We start from the raw sequence: 18646 nt of genomic DNA on the forward strand, positions 1-18646 counted from the left end.
ACCCAACCAATTTTATGCTGCAAATGTTAGCTGCCTCCACCTGTGACAGGTTGAACAGTCACACTTACTTCGACCCCTTCATTCTGATTGCTATAAACAATCATTTTGATGGTTTCTAGGTCACTGTTTAAGAATATTCTAATGGATGGCCCGCTGTCATCACTACCATAGTTAATTTGCACTCTGGGCTCTTCAGTAATATTTCGTCTGTCAAATATTGCGACTATATCACTCGGTGCAAAACTGACGCCTGAGTCAAAGTCAACCGTACCGTCTTGGCCAATAATCACCGTGCCTCTGCTGTGACCTTCACCGGTAACTGTATATGTACCTGCTAGCGCTGTTACCAGCTCTAGGTTTGGTATTTCACCACCACTGGCTTGCTCTACAAATTGACCCAGTAAACCACCGCCAATCGCAAACAAATTCACTTCATGGAATTTTCCATCTAGTACTGCGACCACGTATTTGAATCCGTTTGCTTCGTCACTATAGTGATACTCATCTCCCATTTTATCGAAGTCATCAATGGTAATTTCATCTCCGTTTGATGCGTCGGGATCTACATCAATGAATAACTTGCCTGAGGAAGAGAAGGTAAACATTACTTTTTGACCGTTAGTGTAAGAAGACCCACTTTCGGATAAATTAAAGGTTAGTGTGAATACCTTACCGCTTAATGCATCAGGCAGCATATCGTCACCTGAAGAGTCGTCGTCAGATGAGTCATCATCTTTGAATCCAGGTGTCCATGTATATGTTAGGTCCGCCGTTACAGTGACTCCAGAAGTAGAAAAGGAGTACTTGACACTTACCACTACTTTTTCACTGCTGGCACTAACTAATTCAAACTCAAGATTAGTGACCGTAATGCCCTGTGACTCAACCTGTGTTTGTATCTGTTGCTCAATGGCATTAATATCTTCAGGATTAGGAGCGGGTACATTATTTACTGTAATAGCAGGCAGTTCAGTCGTAATACCTGCTGTGGTTGTAGTACCAGTAATGGTCAAAGTCGCAGTTGTATCATCATTACCTTGGTCATCACCGTCTTGGTCGTCATCGCCTTGATCATCGTCATCATCTGGTAAAAAACCATCGGGGATGAAGTCAAAGTTCAAGTCATCTAAGTTCAGTCCGTCTAGAAATTCCTCTAAACCTTCCAAGGTCTTCTTAATCTCGTTAAGAAGAAAGGTACTATTGATGTCACTCGCTAAGTCGGCCACGCCAAAGCTGTTTGCATATGTGGTAATTTGAGCTGACAAATCGCTAATAAAGGAATCAGCATTGTAGATAGGGTTCTGAAATGCTTTGTCACCCACTTTGCCATCGAGCGCATTGTCTAAAAAGTCTGCTTTGAGGCTATTCAGTATTGCCAGGGCAGGGTTATCCTGAGATGCGCCTAGCTTTGCCAGAGCTGCAAGCGTAACCGCATATATGCCACCTTGATCGTTATTTACTGAGCCTTCTACATTCTCAGAGATGAGTTGTGGTGCTTGTAAGATACTTTCTAGCGCTGGGGCCAACGCTTTTCGAATTTGCTCATTGACGGCATTCACGGCACTTGCATCAGTGACATTTGCCGACAAAATCGAGTTTGCAGCAATTTCTGTGAGCGTGGTTACACCAACTTGGCTTTGCAGGTTTGACAAAACGGCGCGAAGTTTCGTATCCGAAGGGAGAGGTAAAAACGTAGCTTTTGCTTCGTCGAAATATTCAGAATCACTGGTCGGGACAACCTCTACCACAAACGGGCCGGTGGTGCCTGCTGGAACTGTTATAGTGGCACTACCGGTATCGCCAGTGCTGCCAGTTGCACCGGCTACTGGTTGATTGTTACTGAGCGTAAGTATTTGAATATTTGCATTTTTGATTAGCCCCAAAGAGGGGGTTACAGTGATTTGAGTATCTTGTTGCGTTGGAACTGGGTCATCATCGTCATTGTCTAAACAGCCAGCCAATGACAAAAGCGCTAAACCCAACACAAGATATTGTAATGGTTTATTGAATTTCATAGCACATGCCTACAAGGTTAACTTAAACTGTATTGCTATTACATCCAAACAACCCGTTCAATCCTTGTGATTTATTTGATAATTCGTTTTCAAAAGCGTTGTGCTAGCATTCGACACTTATCTTAAGTTCTTCCGGCCAAGTTGAAAATGCAGGAGCGAATAGCATAGTAGAATGTAGACCAAATTTGAGGTATTTGTAGGTAAGATTGGCCAAAGTAGATAAATTTGAAAATTTATATTAACGATACAAACCCGACAAAACGAGTTTGTATCCACGCTAACTAAAGTGTATCAATACGGTCTACGACAACATCTCTATTCTCAAATTTGCATTTATTTTGTGATATCACAAGCTTATCTATATATCTGCCAGAAAGCACTTTGGTGGTGTCGGCTTTCATTTTGTCTTTCATGAACAAAATGAAGTTTGAAGTCGCACTTAATTTGCCTTCATCAGACATGTAAACTTCGCTTGATGTCAACAAATGGACAGACTTGTTTTTAGCCCTAGCTGATTCAAATCTATCAGCAAGTTCTTTACTGCCGTTTAATTGTATACCGAGCCGCTCAACTCTGAATGTAGCATCAGCCGTAAACAGATCCACATACTGTTTAGTCGTGCCTTTGTCTCTGACCTCTGTATATTTATAGAGCGTGTCCTCACATAGCTTCTTGGTATTTTCGCTGATAGTTGAGGTGGTGCTACAACCGGCAAGCAGTACCATAGGGAGCAGTAAGTATTTCATTGTGTGTCCTTGATATAATTGGCTGCCAGAATTGGCCTATTTTTGAGAGTGATTGTTTTTCTTTTTACTAAGTGCAAATCTAGATGCGAGCGCGTAGACAATGTAAACCAAAACCAGAGAGTTCCCAAGCACTAAGATATCCTTGTCATCTGTAGACAACCACAAAAACGCGAGCGCCGCGATGGCAATAGTCAAGTGGGTTACTAAAGGGTTCGTTTTACTCTTTTTGCTCATTACAGACCTACATTAAATTTTGATTGGTCATTATAAAGTGAATTTCTACCTTTAACCAGAACAACAAACCAACGTTCTGTTATACCTTTGTTATACGTATAACTCAACGTAAGAGATTAGTTTGAGATCGATATCGAAATATTCTAAAAAGTTGACCTAGAATAAATACGTAAAAGGTTGGTAAGTTAGAATTTTAGCAATTCGTAGGGAAACATATTTAACAGTTTATAGTGAAAGTCAAAATAAAGAACTCGATGAAAAGAGCATTTCGAGTTGATTTAAAAAAGCTGATATTAGCTTTAGCAACATGCGGTGTATTATTGACATCTATTAATACGCTTTTCGCAAGTTATCAGGTACATAAAAATGCTTTCATAAAGGATACTCTACACGCCAATCAGGTTTACGCAGCTAAGCTTGCGCAGGTCACTGAATTGTTTTTACAGTCCGTAAATAGTCAATTAAATGTTAGCGCGTACCACATATCAAAGCGGCTCGATGACCTACCAGAGGTTAACCGAGAATTGGAGCGGTTGTTAAACCAAACAAATAGTTTTGACTCACTGGTAGTCGTAAACCCTCAGGGAAAAATAGTGGCTGTTAAGCCTGACTTAAACGTCCTTGGAAAATCGATTTCTTTCGCGCAACTTCAAAAAGTAAAACAACAAAAACCCATTGTTTTAGACCCGTTCTTGTCTCCTGCAGGCAACTTGATGGTGAGCCCTACTTATCCGATCACCTCTTCAGAAGGTGAGTACATGGGGTTCGTTGCTGGTGGTATTTACTTACAGGGTAAAACTATTCTAAACCGCTTATTAGGCAGGCACCATTATGAGGACGGTTCATATTTGTATGTTGTCGATGGTCATTCACAAATACTGTACCACATTGACGAAAACAGAATCGGTGAAAAAGTTTACGGCAATGAAGTTATCGAAAAGGTCTTGGAAGGGCACACTGGTGCATCTGAAATAGTAAATAGTGCTGGCATTCAGATGATCGCGGGTTTTGCGCCAATCCCCATGACAGGTTGGGGTGTTGTTAGTCAAAGACCTATATCATCAATTCTTAATGAGCTTGGAGCGACACACAGAACAGTCATATATTCGAGCATCCCTTTTACTTTATTAATATTGGCATTGATATTGGTCGTGGGTATACAAATCGCTAAACCGCTTACGCTGTTAGCAAAGCAGCTTGCAACTTTTAATAGTAAACAAACGGATGCGACACGTATTTTTGCTTGGTACTTCGAGGCGGCAAATCTCAAACATACCTTGTTGCAAAGTAATCGCTCGGTCAGGCGTGTTATTAAAGCACTTGATACTGATCGCAAAACAGACAAGCTCACATCGTTGCACAACCGTTTGTCTCTTGAGCATTGGTTAGGAAATGCAATTCGTGGCGAAGTCGGCTTATCTGTATTGGCAATAGATATCGATCATTTTAAAAGCATTAATGACGTATACGGACACAGCGCAGGAGATTGCGTGCTTAAAGAGCTAGCGGCGTTAATGATGTGTAAAGCGAGGTCGGATGACTTTATTTGTCGAGCTGGCGGGGAGGAGTTTCTGATGTTCTTACCAAACATCGTGTTGGGTGAAGCAGTGTGCATCGCAGAGAGACTCAGAAAGCAAGTATTTGAGCACACTATGCCTCGGGGTATAAAAATTACGGTATCTATTGGTGTATCTCATTGGCAAGGTGGAACCACAACGATAGAGCAAACTATAGAGCTTGCAGACAAAGCACTGTACCGAGCAAAACATACGGGCAGGAACAGGAGCTGTTACATTGACAGTGTTTAATCGTATTTTTTATGCGATAAAACGCATTTCATTTACAATCTTTTAGCTTAAGCAATGATCTTTGTCTTAAATGTGGGTAATATGCGCGCCAAACTACAATATTATTAATTTGGAGCAGTAAATGGGACAACAGTTGAAAGTGCCACACACGCTCGTGCTATTACTTGGCATGATGGTGGTTGCGCTACTTGCTACTTGGGTAGTGCCGCAAGGATTTTTTGAGACAAGTGTTACAGACAGCGGCCGTAAAATGGTTGTTGCTGGTACATATCAGTTAGTCGAGCAAAAAGAGTACCTTACCCCTTGGGACTTACTCACTTCTATTCCTAAAGCTTTTGCCCAAGCTCAAGATGTTATTTTCTTTGTTCTTATTGTAGGTGGTGTGCTGAGTATTGCGCGAGCAACAGGTACTGTTGATGCGCTCATTGGCCGAATGCTAGAAAAGCACGGTACTAAGCCGCAGCGACTTATTTTTATGGTCGTATTTTGCTTTGCGTTGGCATCGAGCACCATAGGCACAGCGGGTGAGTATATTCCCTTTGTTTTAATACTGGTAGCGTTATGTAAGGCGATGAAGCTAGATGCAATGACCGCTGTTGGTATGATTGTGGCAGGTTATGGCATTGGATATGGTGTTTCAGCATTTAACCCGTTTACAGTTCTAATAGCACAGCAAATTGCAGATATCCCAGTTTATTCGGGTATCGAACTGCGTTTAGCAATATTCATCCCATTTGTACTTATTGGTTTTCACCATGTGTGGAGCTACGCCAAAAAGGTTGCACAAGATCCAAGCAAATCAATGATGATTGGTGTTCCTTGTCCGCTTGAAGGTCAAGCAAAACCAAATTATCCAAAGTTAAACAAGCGCCATCAGACTATTCTATTCAGCTTTATAGTAACACTGTGTATTGCAGTTTGGGGTATCGCCACAAAAGGCTGGTATCTGTATGAATTAGGAGGGTTGTTTGTTGCCTGGGGTGTTGTAATTGCAATTTTGGGTAAATTATCTGCTGACGAAACAGCTGAGCGCTTTATTGAAGGTGTATCTGAGTTAGTTACAACTGCTGTCCTAATTGGTGTTGCAAGAGGTATTGCATTAATCCTTGAAGATGGCCAGATTCTGCATACATTGGTGTATGGGATGTCTTCACCTTTATCACACGTCGCTGCTGAAATTTCTGCGGTAGGCATGCTAGTGATCCAAACTTTCTTGAATACATTTATTCCTTCAGGCTCAGGCCAAGCATACGTGACAATGCCGTTGATGGTTCCTGTTGGAGATTTAGTTGGTGTACCTCGTCAAGTAGCAGTACTTGCTTATCAGTTTGGTGATGGCTTCTCAAATATGATCATCCCGACTAACGCAGTATTGATGGGTATTTTGGGTATGGCTGGCGTACCTTATACGCATTGGTTCCGTTTCTGTTTACCGTTAATTGGTAAATTATTGCTGGCTGCATCTATCGTTTTAGTACTTGCGGTTAGCTTTGGTTATGGGTTGGATGTACAACCTATTATTGAATAAAAAACAACTAGTGAATAATGAAAAAGCCGTCGATTAGACGGCTTTTTCATTTAAAACATAATCATAGCAACCCGCCTTTCAATGTGCCATTAGTGATTATATTTAAATAAAGTCACGGGTACATGCTCTACACGCATAGCTTATGCCATCTATATATTTGCTATTACTTATTGATATTTTATTGATCTACCTTCATATTTATATTCGGCAATAAAACTAATATTGCAATTTATATTATTTCCCGTTCATAGTAATAACTATAATTATTAAAAGATTGTTAAACGATGAAGCTATCATTCAGTACTTTTTACAATTTACCAAGTAGCGAAGCTCGTTACGAATTGGCGCTGAACTTGATATATGAAAAGTTTCAGCCAGCTCATTGTTTAATAGGTAAGTTTATAGACTCAGATACGAGAGTTAAAACGGTTGCGTACGCAGTAGATGGCGTAAAATCGAATTACATCATCTACGACCTAGAAGGTACGCCATGTAAAGACGCCAAAGACAGCCAGAGTGTATGTTCTATCAGCTGCAATCTACAACAAATGTATGCTGAAGACGAAATTCTCAAGATTTTTGATATTGATGGTTACTTAGGCGTTACTCTCAGAGCTTTAGATCATACCCCTATAGGCATCATGGTTTGTCTTTTTGATGAGCAAATTGAGATTTCGAGCGACGATAAGCATTGGTTTAGAGAACTCAGTTTATTAGTTGGGGCAGAGTTAAATCATAATTTGGAACTTGCAGCGCAAGAAATTTTGGTAAAGCAATTGGCCAAAGGTGAGCGCATTGCAAGGCTCAGTTCTTGGTCTTGGAATATCAGTAGAAATACGCATATTTTTAGTCAAGAGATGAGGGCGCTAATAAACCATCCCTGCGAAGAACTATGCTTTGAGCAATTTTGTGATTGCTTGATCGAAAAAGATCAAAAGGCGTTGCGCGTAATCATGCAAAAATTACGTACAGGTCAGGTCGATCAGGTAGATATGAATGTCTCTCATAAAGAAAGAAACCAGTTTAAAGGTCTTTTTCGTGTAATAGGGCATGTAGAGCGCTCTGAAGAACAAGAAGATGAGCGTGTATTTAGCGCGACCATACAAGATATTACGTATATCTATTCGCTCAATCGACAACTTGAACTCACCAATGTTGTTTTTGAGCATGCGACAGAAGCCATTATGATCACAGATCACTTAAATCGAGTTGTGATGGTCAATCGTGCATTTGAGCGTTTGACCGGTTACTCTGACACTGAGCTTCTGGGCAGAAACCCATCAGTTTTGTCCTCAGGACAGCATGATGCTGAATTCTATGCAAAAATGTGGGCAACTCTTTCATCCCAAAACACATGGAAAGGCGAGATATACAATCGTCGCAAGAATGGTCAAATTTTTCCTGAAGAATTGACCTTGAATATCGTACGCGATGATGATGGTGAAGTAATCAATTATGTGGCGATATTCAGAGACATCACTGAATGGAAACGGAATGAAGCGCAGCTGACGTTTTATGCCAATCATGAGCCGTTAACAGCATTGCTTAACAGACGCTGTTTCATGGACATTGTTGAAGAAAAGATCTCAGCTAGTCGTAGCCGATCCCATCCGTGCTCTTTGCTGTTTATTGGCCTTGACCATTTTAAAGAAATCAATGACATATACGGGCCAGAAATTGGTGATAAGGTGCTTATTTCGGTTGCCAAGCGATTGAAAAATGGATTAAGGAAACTTGATACGATCTCTCGCTATGGCGGTGATGAATTTGCAATATTGTTGGATAACACCAATGTAGAGAGCGCATTACATATTGCTAATAAGCTCAGTGATAAACTAAAGCAACCCTATGTATTTAGCGAATTAACGATTGAGTTGAGTGCCAGCACGGGCATTGCACAATTGGACTATAAACAGCGTGTCACCGCGGCAAAGTTCATCCGAAATGCGGCCCATGCGCTTGAAAGTGCCAAGAAAAACAATCGCGGGAATGTTGCTTTACACAATCAAGAAATTCAAAATGCGCATCTGAACAAAATTGCACTAAGAGACAAACTAAGGGCTGCGATTAAGCAAAAATTACTCAAAGTTTACTATCAGCCAATCGTAGATCAAAACAGTGGCAAGATCGTAAAGTTTGAAGCATTAGTTAGATGGTTCGATGACCAGCAAGGCATGATTTCTCCTGGCGCATTTATACCTATTGCTGAAGAGTTTGGTTTTATCCATCAGATAGGGCAATTTGTGTTAGAACGCGCATGTCACGACTTGAGACACATGCATGACCTTGGCTATACAGAGGTGAGCGTGTCTGTAAATCGGTCCGTTAACGAGTTTAAAGTGAGTAATAATCAGTTTGACTTGATATCGACTGCGATTGAACAAGCCGGCATTCCTTACGAGAGTGTGACCGTAGAAGTGACTGAGTCGATGGCGACGAACCGTTATACCTGGGAGCTACTTAAAACCTTACGAGACAAAGGGGTTGAAATAGCGCTTGATGACTTTTGCACGGGGTATTCATCGCTCAGCCACATCATTGATAACCAAGTTGACTACCTAAAAATTGATAAATCATTTGTAGATAGTTTAATGCAAGATAAGAGCAAGCAAATTATGATTTCATGTTTGGTCAATATGGCTGCTCAACTAGGGATTAAAGTCATCGCAGAAGGGGTAGAGTCACAAGTACAATTGAAGATGCTAGCTGAGTTAGGGTGTGATCATATACAAGGTTACTACTACAGCCCAGCAAGACCTTTGAACGCATGTGTCAAGTTACTTGAGGAGTTCAATGCTCAACAGGAGGAACACGTGAGCTTTGCAGCTGCAAAGCAGACTCGGGTATAAGGAACATGACACAAGTTACCAGTTAAGTGGCTTGTGTCATGATTAAAATCAAAGGGGTCAGAGTCGTTGATACTTAAGCCAACTATGGATATCAGCGCATATTTAACTAGGCGACTATTCCCACGCTGCTATATCAAAAGCTTTTCTTGCTTCTATTAATGTACAGTCAGTTTGTGCAATCAACTTTTGAAGTGTGATTGCAGGGTTGCGCTTCACTATTGAAACTAACTCATCCATTTGCGGTTTAGGTTTATAACCGTTTAATTTTTCGATTACCCATTGCCAGCTAGGCTCTTCCTTTATATGAGCATGCTGAATGATGATCTCAAATTGTTGCCAATTACCTTGTAAGCGCCAATGTCGAGAGCGGCCTTTTCGGTTTAATTTAGCTCCTGACGATTTTATCAACGCTTTTAATTCATCTTTTTTCTCAACGCGACGAACAAAACTATTTAATTGAATATCAAACATACTTACGCTAGTGGAAAATGGAATAACCATTGTAACAAAGTTATTTAATTTGTGCTTTGAGTGGTTAGACATGTTTATTGGGCTAAGCCACACCAATACTTACAGTATAAAACGAAAAAGAGAACAGCTATGTCGGGCCTTACAAAACCAATGACAATTTCAGCAAATGTGTTTTACGATAGTAATTTGGTAGCTGAGGTCAAAATTGAATTAAAAACTGCCAAAAGTAGGCTTTCAGAGATCAGCAGGCTTGGTTAAGCTCCTTCTTTTTTACTTGAAAAAACTTTCAACCTTCCACTGGGAGGCTATGAAGACGAGAGGCGATAGGTTTTATGTGCAAGAAATATATATGTTTATTTGTTGTATTACTGATTTCTGGTTGTTCATTCAGCGGGGTGTTCTTCCCAATAGATGAAAGGCCTGACGATTCAATAGAGGGTATTGTTGAAACCACTCAATTAACTTCCTCTGACGGAAATACTATCAATCACTTTTTGTTTAAACCACCCCATAAGCCCAAAGCGACTATTTTTGTGTTTCAAGGCAGCGGGTCAAAAGTCGTCAATTGGCATAAAGTTATTAAGCCCCTTATTGAGAACGGATATCAGGTTTTTATGATGGAATATCGAGGCTTTGGAAAATCAGAAGGGGAGGCAAGTCACTCTTTAGTTGCTCAAGATGCTAGTCGTGCTTTAACCTACCTGTCTGATAGGCTTGACGTAAAAGGTTTACCGATTTTGGTTTTAGGCCAATCGTATGGCGGACAGCTTGCAATTTATGTTACTCATAAACACCCAGATCTGGTTGATGGATTAATCACGGAAGGGACGTTTACTTCTTTCAGTGATGAGGCCGCTTATTCTTCCCCCTTGCTAGCGAAACCCTTTGTCAGGGCAATATTTTCAGAACCTTATGTTTCAGAAGAGTTAATAGCAGACCTTCAAAAACCCTTGTTAATTGTGCATAGTTCGCAAGACAAGGTAGTACCATTTAGTATGGCTAAAACTCTTTACGCCAGAGCACGTAGTGACAAAAAGTTATGGGAAGTGAAGGGCAAACACGTAGCTGCAATGATTGATTACCCCCAAGAGTATGTCGACAGAATTAACGAGTTATTACAGCGAAGTCAAAATGATGACATAGAAAGCTGATTTCAGGGGCTTGAAGAATTAAAGCCACCGTTGCTGGTGGCTTTTTATATTATAGATGAGGCTTTAATATCTCATAAAACGCTTCTATGTGGTCGTCTCTGTCATTAAGAGCTGGAATGTAGTCATAACGCTCTCCGCCTGCTTCAATGAAGTATTCTTTGTTTTCTTCCTCTAGCTCTTCTAATGTTTCTAAGCAATCAGCGCTAAAAGCAGGGCTTAATATTGCGATGTGCTTAGTACCATTTTTGGCAAGGTCTTTGAGCGTAAAATCTGTGTAAGGCTTTAACCATTCCGCTTTGCCAAAACGGCTTTGAAAGGTTGTTATTACCTTATCTTTATCTAGCCCAAGGTGTTCAATCACGGCATTAGTGGTTAAATGGCAAAAGCAGTGATATGGGTCACCATTTAATAAAAATTGTTTGGGAGTACCATGATATGAAAAAAGGATCTTCTCTGGCATTGGGTTGTTTTCTAGGTATTCTTTTACTGAATTAGATAAAGACTCAATGTACTTGGGCTGATCATGGTAACCATTTAAAAAGTGCAGTTGAGGAACCCAGCGCCACTTTGTTAAGACGCGTGAAACAGCATCAAATGTTGAGCCCGTAGTCGCACTTGAGTATTGAGGATAAAGAGGCAGTACCACTATATTAGTGATACCTTTTTCGCGTAACTGCTCTAGACCCGCTTCAATTGAAGGGTTCCCGTATCGCATTGCCATGACAACCTCAACATTGTCATGCCCTTTATCTTTAAGTAGGTGCGTCAACTTTTCACATTGATTCTTTGTGATATTGATTAAAGGAGACCCTTGCTCAGTCCAAATACTTTTATAAGCTTCTGCTGATTTACTCGGCCTGACCCTCAGTATTATGCCGTGTAGGATTATCATCCAAACGACTCTTGGAATTTCCACGATTCGGGGGTCAGAAAGAAACTCTCTTAAATATGTTCTTAGTGCGGGTGTAGTAGCAGCATCAGGACTACCTAAATTAGTGACTAATATTCCAACTTTATTATTGAAGCGATTTTCATGAGGGTTGTCTGTAATTGCTGAAAATCTGGACACTTAGCACTCCTTGGTGGCTTATTATAACTTTAATATTTTACAGTAAAGAGCATACGTGAAAAAACGATTTTTAGATCTGATTTCGGACATATTATTCGTAAATATGTTCAAAATGCCTAAAATCTTAGTAATTTGGTGGAAATTTGTTGCCTAATTGTCGCATAAGACGTATGTTCCATAGTCCAGCGTCGAGTATTAATATAATTTGCAGAGAGTTTTAAGTTAAATGCGAGTTAATCAACCCGTTACAAGTCGTGAACAGCGATTTGCAAAACAAGATAAACTCATTTCAGTTACTGATCTTAGAGGTATTATTACCGACTGTAATGAGCATTTTATAAATGTGAGTGGCTATTCAAAAGAAGAACTCATTGGCCAACCACATAACCTTGTAAGACACCCTGACATGCCTGAATTGGCCTTTCAAACAATGTGGTCCCAGCTTAAGGCGGGTAAGCCATGGATGGGTATGGTCAAAAACCGTTGTAAGAACGGAGATTTTTATTGGGTTAATGCCTATGTTACGCCGATGACAGAAAATGGTCAGGTTATAGGTTATGAATCTGTTAGAACATGCCCTAATCGAGAAGATATAGAGCGTGCGGATGCGCTTTATAAAACGGTCCGCACTGGCGGAAAGTCCAAGTTTGAACTTCCAAAGCTAAGAACAGTTTGGCCTCTTGCTGCATTTGCTACTGCATTGGGTTTATTTTTCTCTGGTTATGAAACTGGCGCTTTTTCATGGCTAATGTTAAATAGTATGGCCATTTTTGGTTATAACCGTTACAGAGATAATGAACAGCTAGAGAGAATTAATGAAGTTTTAAAACATAGCTTCTGTGATGACATCTCACAAAAGGTTTATTCTCCTTGGCAAGGTAAAATGGCCGAATTACATGTTAAGTTGCTGAGTGAACACGCACATTTAGATACAGTAATTACACGTATAGAACATGCGTCGAAGCAAGTGACAGCTGGTGCTGAGCAGACTACAGGTATGAGTCGTTCAACGACTGAGCAGCTGACACAGCAACAACAAGAGACTGAACTTGTTGCAACGGCAATGAATGAAATGGCAACAACCATTCAAGAAGTTTCGCAAAATGTACAATCAACTTCTTCAGATGCCACAGATGCTTTAGCACTTGCTAAAGAAGGGGCTAAAAGCTCTGAAGAAACTAAAGCATCAATTGCAAACTTAGGTGCAACGGTTGTTGATATTAAAGACTCTGTATTGGGTGTTGCTAGACAAACCAATAAAATTGCAGACGCAGCTCAAATTATTGAACAAATTGCCGAACAAACTAATCTGTTGGCGTTAAACGCAGCGATAGAAGCCGCCCGAGCTGGAGAACAAGGTCGTGGTTTTGCGGTTGTTGCTGATGAAGTGAGGCATCTGGCTCAGAGAACACAGGAGTCGACAAAAGAAATCCACGCCATCATTGATGAATTGACTCAAAGCACACAAGAGTCAGAGGTAATTGCGCAGCGTGGTGAAACAGAATCTCAAGTAGGTATTGAGAAACTAAACGAGTCAACGCAAAAAATTGAGCATATTTACGCGTTGATTGAAACGATGAGCGTTAACTCTATGCAGATATCTGCAGCTGTTGAGGAGCAAGCGACGGTATCTGAAGATATCAACAAACAGGTTGTCAATATTGCCGCACTTGCAAATACCAGTGTAAATAGCTCTCAAGAGAGCCAGATGATAAGTGAAGAGTTAACCCGCGTTGCTAAAGACATGCATGAACTAGTGGTTAGATTCAAACGCTAAAATAATAATGAGAAGGCTGTATAGCCTTTTCTTTTAGATCTTTAAAGAACACATCATACAGAGGTTTAGGAACTCATGAATAAACAAACGTGTTGTGTTTTAAATAAATCGTCAAAAGAAGGAACTATAACTTCCTCTTTAGGCCGGATTTAGCTCTTTCTTTAATGTTTGTTTGTATATAGATTTGGTCTGTTGTTGCTATTTTAGAATGGCCTAAATCCTCTGATAAGTGTTTAAGCGGCCTTGTTTGTGCATCGTGTGTTGCGCCCGTATGACGAAGCCAGTGGCTAGTTGCAGCTTCAAGGCTTTCAGATTCTTCGCTGAAACCATCTTGTTTAAGCTTAGTAATGGCTAGGTCGAAGCTCTCTTGGACAATACGTCTCAGTTGCCTAACGTTCATCCCGCCTTGTCCTCTTAATTTATGGATAATGGGGTGGGGCTCGTCTACTCTGGGCAGTGCAGTAAAGCCTCGCGATAAACGATAACGTTTGAGATAATCTACGAAGTCATCACTGAGTGTAACGTCTCGCAACTTATTGCCTTTTCCCATAATTCTCAAAAACCAAAAACCATCTTGGTCTTGCCAAAAGTGGCTCATTACAGGAGACCATTGAGGTCGTTCAGATAACTCCGATATACGTAAATAGAGTCCTTTCAAGCATGCAAGGGTAAATAAATTGCGCTCGAGTTTAGGTTGTTGTTCACACAGGTCTTTTGTTACGCCAAAAACATATTCCCACTGCAAATCGCTCAGAGTATCCGGCATTTTTATTTGAGATTGAACAACCAAATAAGGACAGTTCTTTTTAACGACAGGAACAAAATTAGCAAAAGATTTTTCTTCAAGAATCGCGAACTTATAAAATACGTTTAGGGCGGTGAACATAGACGCGAGAGTCTGTTGGCTGACGCCATTTTCTTTATAAACGAACGGTCGCCAATTTGGATTTACTTGGCGTAAGCCGTTGTCATTTTTGAATCGCCATTGCACCGAATTTGCTTGCCACTTTTGGTCAGGTTCTACCACAAATTCGACATAGGCTTCAATGTCTTCTCTTTTGAGTTCAAAGACAGACTTTTGCTGAATGAGCCAGCTCCACAGGTGGAATCGTTCTATTTCATTTCGAAATCGGTTAAATGTGGCTTCAGACTTTCGTCCATATACATACAAAAAGCGATATAAGAACTTTAGCTCATTTAAGCAGACATCTTCGCCTAGTTGACTATTTTTTAAAAAGTCATACATAGCAGGGTACTCGCTATGTAAGGTATCGTCATCTAAATGAGCAATGAGGTACCTAAGCTGTTTTAATGTGTCGACTAGCGGCGTCATATATTGTCTGTCCAGCGCAATAGAGATGACAAATTATATGTATATTTATTCAGTATTGTCTAGCACAGTTTGTACCGAATTAACTGGAAGCTTAGTTAGTCGAGTGGAATGCCAACATAGTAACGAGCCTATGGTAACTGACGCGACGCCGAGCCAAAAACTCTCTGTTAATTCGATATTTAAAATAACTGTACCGAATATGCCTGAGAAAACGGGGGTAAAGTAAGAGATCGCTGCTAGAACAATCATATTGCCACTAATGATTGCTTTATTCCAAAGCCCATATCCTAATGCCATTCCCCCGCCTGCAAGAACAAGTACAAAGATGCTCGTAAACGTAAAATTAGTATTGAACCCTGCATCTAAGAGGTACCATTTTCCCCATAATGTTAAAGCCGTAAAAGCAAAAAATAGCGTAATAGCATTCTGACCGCCTGAAATTGACTTCGTAATGTTGCAATATATTGCCCAAATAATCGCGCCACAAAATGCGAGAGTAAACGACAATGGATTGCTTTGCACGCTAGCAAAAACACCATACAGCAACGAGGTCAAGTCATCTGATACCACTAAGCACACTCCAACAAAAGCTAAAATGCAGCCTGGTATTAGTAGTGGCAAGTTGGCACGGCTTTGTCTAGATATAATAGCGCCTAAAACGGTGAATGCTGGCCACAGGTAGTTAACGATTAATACTTGAGTAGATTGCTCTCGAGAATTTGCGAATCCGAGCGATAAGGATAAACATAGTTCGTAGGCGACAAACAATATACCGCCAATTAAGAGGTACTTTTTAGAAAACTGCTTAATATTGGGCATATCAAGAAAAGCAACGAGAAAAATAGCCGCATACGTGTAAACAAGTGCAGCACCTCCTACAACGCCAAAGTCTTCACTGACAATTCGAACCAAATGTAAAACAGCGCTCCAAATAAGAACGGCTAAAACGCCATAGGTTGTGCATTGTATCTGACTAGGCAATTCCAAGGCTCCGCTAAAAATTTGCAATTATATATTCTTTATTTGTCGATGTATTGGCTTTATTCAAAATAAATATAAAGATACCAAATAAATTATAAGGAATTTAAGCGTGTGAGAATATTGAGGTTACAGATTCATGTTTTGTTGACTGTTTCGGTGACTTATTGACCTGTTAGGACATATGCTTTGCTTGGAAAAAGGCGGTTTCGTATGAATCCGCCTTTTTTGGATGTTATCAGCGAGACATCGTCCACATAGTCAGCTCGTCTTTTGTCATATAATGAATATCGTCAAACGATGCTGCATCTAATGTATAAAAATAGAAATCTTTTGGACTTTTCTGTTTTACGTGTTCATAAAACTCTATGTATCTTTGGTGCTCTTGATGATCTTTGGGTAAATCAGAAGCTGACTTAAAATTTCCATCTGAATCTTCATACCCCCAAGAGTGAACACCAAGCTTGGCACCTGGTGCAATCTTCCTTCTCACACCAGCAATAAAAAAGTCCACGCCACCTGACGCAATATCACTTTGTGCAATAAGTTCCGTATTCAAGCCTGCGTCGTAAATCATTTGCGCAGCCTTTAGGTTTGCTACATCATCTTCAGAGCCTGGTACTTGATTGAGCACGATTGTTCTGACTTGCGGCTGCTCCTTAATCAACTGAGTGACGGTATTAACAATCATTGAGCCAATTACACCGTTCATCTCGGCCACGGAACCCTCAATGATAAAGCAAGCTTGCCTATCTTGATCCGCTGCCATTTTGCATTGAGCTGCATTCGTCGCACCGATTACAACTTGATTATTGTTAATTATCTCAATTGGTTGTGGAGACCATCGAGGTTCATACACGTTCATACTAGGTAAAATGAAGCCTTGATTATCAGACGCTTCTGAGGCCCGTGCAATACCAGCTTTTCGAGTTGAGTCTCCGACTTCGAAAATCATAAAACCACCATCTGGAGAAAGTGCAGGGGCTGCTGTCTCTTCATCAATACCCGCTACTTTCCATTGACGAACATCACTAGCGTCAAAATCATAATAAGACATATCTAAGAAACTGAGCTTGTTACCAGAAAAGTCCCATATTGGTTGATCTTTGTTTTCAACCAAAAGCGTTTTATCACTGCCATCAGCTCGTATGGTAAATACGTTAGTGTAAGAAACGTCGTCCTCGTCATAACGCCAAGTTTGTGTATAGGCTAAAGTTGGCGCTTTACCATCAGCAACGTGCGGACGCCAGTTGATTTCTTCGTACCAAAACTGCTCACTAGCGGGTGAAGACACAAGTATATTCATATCGGATAGACTGAGTGTTTGCCCTACATCCCACAAGCTCTGTGCAAAATGCATATCTACAATATATAGGTCTGTATTGAACTGAGTAAGATTATCATTGTTGTCGCCAATATTAGAATTACCTGTCATCACTGACACAGCAAAATAATCGCCACCAGGCGACACGCCTAAAGATCGAACATCTTTTTTGAAGTTGGTAAGTTTAGTTAGAGTTTTTGTTTCAACGTTAACTCTAAACGCCTCCCAAGCGCTCTCAGGTTCACCTTTGGCACTAGCAAAATAAACATACTTTGCGTCAGGGCCCCATGAAACATATCCTGCGACAGGGCTCCCATCGGCAAGTTGAGTTATGTCACTTCCATCCGGAGACATCATGTAAACATTGGATTCATCAGTAAAAGCTATTTTATAGTTGGGATTAGCTGCTACTACAGATTGTAAAATTTCATTATTCGCATCGACCGACGGGGTAGGGCTTGTTCCGCTTAATGTGATTTCAAACCCTTGATATTGACCTGTTGGCAGCTTTTTAGGTAATAGATAGGTATCATCAGTCAAAATTCTATACAATTCAATGTCTTTGCTTTTGACTTTGTCAACAGTGTTTAACCGCCACTCATTTTGGATTTCTTCTAATCGATTTGTCTGAGCTCCTAAAATTGAGGTTAGTCCCCAATAGATGTATTCGGTAACCATGCAGCTGTAATCGCACGTTTGGTCATCATATGTATACCAAGCATTTTCAGGGTAAGCTTTTGGAATTTCTTCAAATCGTCCACCTCTAGCAATATCCATAGCCGCAGCGATTGCAGAGTTTACATTTTCTCCAAATATTTCTGGGTATACATTGGCGTATCCAACATGCGTTATTAAATGCAGAACTTCTTCTAGCGTTGCGTCAAACCGAGCACCTTGATTACCAGGGATCGTTTCATCTCCAAATAGTGGTTGATATGCATCCTGTTGCTCAATTCCTTTTACAGCATCTTCAAATGTTGACTCTGTTGGTGCCATTAATAAAGTGGCGCCGGCACTGGTCATTTTTTCAATGATTGGCGAGTTATCGGCAATGCCATCTTCATCATTATCCAGATACTGCGCCATAACATGAGCAGCATGAAGCACTTTTTCTGGGCTTGTTGATTGAGTTGCTCTTATGGCTATACCAAAGACATCAACAGAAACTGGAAAAGCAGATTCAAGCGAATTCTCTTTGGTTGGGGCTGGCGTTGGAGAGGGGGCTGTACTTTTAGTTGTGGTCGTGGTTGTAGAAGAATTACCACTTCCACAAGCACATAGCAGACATGATATCGAAATTGCGAGAAATAAATTCTTTTTACTTTCAAGCATAGTGTTAGCTCCTCATTATCGATAAATAATC

The 18646-nt window shown here is 40.5% G+C and carries 13 protein-coding genes; 5 read left to right on the top strand and 8 right to left on the bottom strand.

The genetic code is table 11. From position 1 onward, the window contains the following. Positions 1–26 precede the first annotated feature (26 nt). The 3 genes from N480_RS17105 to N480_RS17115 form a co-directional block, all read right to left on the bottom strand. Positions 27–2015, bottom strand: coding sequence for a hypothetical protein (locus tag N480_RS17105; protein WP_063373663.1), 1989 nt, complete (start codon positions 2013–2015; stop codon positions 27–29). A 281-nt stretch (positions 2016–2296) separates the two neighbouring features. Then, entirely contained in the window at positions 2297–2761 is a 465-nt protein-coding gene (locus tag N480_RS17110) for a nuclear transport factor 2 family protein (RefSeq protein WP_063373664.1), read from the bottom strand. Positions 2762–2797: 36 nt separating this feature from the next. After that, positions 2798–2995, bottom strand: a complete 198-nt coding sequence (locus N480_RS17115) for a hypothetical protein (protein WP_063373665.1) — start codon at positions 2993–2995, stop codon at positions 2798–2800. Positions 2996–3249: 254 nt separating this feature from the next. Here N480_RS17115 and N480_RS17120 point away from each other — a divergent pair, with 254 nt between their 5' ends. The 3 genes from N480_RS17120 (at position 3250) to N480_RS17130 (ending at position 9180) form a co-directional block, all read left to right on the top strand. Further along, positions 3250–4803, top strand: a complete 1554-nt coding sequence (locus tag N480_RS17120; protein WP_063373666.1) for a sensor domain-containing diguanylate cyclase — start codon at positions 3250–3252, stop codon at positions 4801–4803. 121 nt (positions 4804–4924) lie between these two features. Beyond that, positions 4925–6331 (top strand): YfcC family protein, encoded by a 1407-nt coding sequence (locus N480_RS17125; RefSeq protein WP_063373667.1) that lies wholly within the window; start codon positions 4925–4927, stop codon positions 6329–6331. 284 nt (positions 6332–6615) lie between these two features. Further along, positions 6616–9180: a putative bifunctional diguanylate cyclase/phosphodiesterase gene (locus N480_RS17130; RefSeq protein ID WP_063373668.1), complete on the top strand. Its 2565-nt coding sequence runs from the start codon at positions 6616–6618 to the stop codon at positions 9178–9180. Positions 9181–9294: 114 nt separating this feature from the next. Here the strand turns inward: N480_RS17130 and N480_RS17135 are convergent, their stop codons facing one another. Beyond that, positions 9295–9651, bottom strand: a complete 357-nt coding sequence (locus N480_RS17135) for a ribosome recycling factor family protein (protein WP_063374222.1) — start codon at positions 9649–9651, stop codon at positions 9295–9297. A 332-nt stretch (positions 9652–9983) separates the two neighbouring features. Here N480_RS17135 and N480_RS17140 point away from each other — a divergent pair, with 332 nt between their 5' ends. Beyond that, the gene (locus N480_RS17140; RefSeq protein ID WP_063373669.1) at positions 9984–10802 is read left to right on the top strand and encodes an alpha/beta hydrolase; all 819 of its coding nucleotides are present in this window, start codon (positions 9984–9986) and stop codon (positions 10800–10802) included. Positions 10803–10851: 49 nt separating this feature from the next. On the opposite strand, the gene hemH is transcribed toward N480_RS17140, so the two are convergent. Next, positions 10852–11871, bottom strand: coding sequence for a ferrochelatase (gene hemH / locus N480_RS17145; protein WP_063373670.1), 1020 nt, complete (start codon positions 11869–11871; stop codon positions 10852–10854). Between the two features lie 226 nt (positions 11872–12097). Here hemH and N480_RS17150 point away from each other — a divergent pair, with 226 nt between their 5' ends. Next, the gene (locus N480_RS17150) at positions 12098–13648 is read left to right on the top strand and encodes a methyl-accepting chemotaxis protein (RefSeq protein ID WP_063373671.1); all 1551 of its coding nucleotides are present in this window, start codon (positions 12098–12100) and stop codon (positions 13646–13648) included. Positions 13649–13772: 124 nt separating this feature from the next. Here the strand turns inward: N480_RS17150 and N480_RS17155 are convergent, their stop codons facing one another. From N480_RS17155 to N480_RS25040, 3 genes are all read right to left on the bottom strand, one after another. Continuing rightward, positions 13773–14981, bottom strand: a complete 1209-nt coding sequence (locus tag N480_RS17155) for a tyrosine-type recombinase/integrase (protein WP_063373672.1) — start codon at positions 14979–14981, stop codon at positions 13773–13775. Between the two features lie 45 nt (positions 14982–15026). Further along, positions 15027–15962 (bottom strand): aromatic amino acid DMT transporter YddG, encoded by a 936-nt coding sequence (gene yddG, locus N480_RS17160; RefSeq protein WP_081231938.1) that lies wholly within the window; start codon positions 15960–15962, stop codon positions 15027–15029. Between the two features lie 235 nt (positions 15963–16197). Further along, positions 16198–18615 (bottom strand): hypothetical protein, encoded by a 2418-nt coding sequence (locus N480_RS25040; protein ID WP_081231913.1) that lies wholly within the window; start codon positions 18613–18615, stop codon positions 16198–16200. Positions 18616–18646 lie beyond the last annotated feature (31 nt).

Origin of the sequence: Pseudoalteromonas luteoviolacea S2607, from assembly GCF_001625575.1 — a bacterium.
In the GTDB taxonomy this organism is placed as follows: domain Bacteria; phylum Pseudomonadota; class Gammaproteobacteria; order Enterobacterales; family Alteromonadaceae; genus Pseudoalteromonas; species Pseudoalteromonas luteoviolacea_E.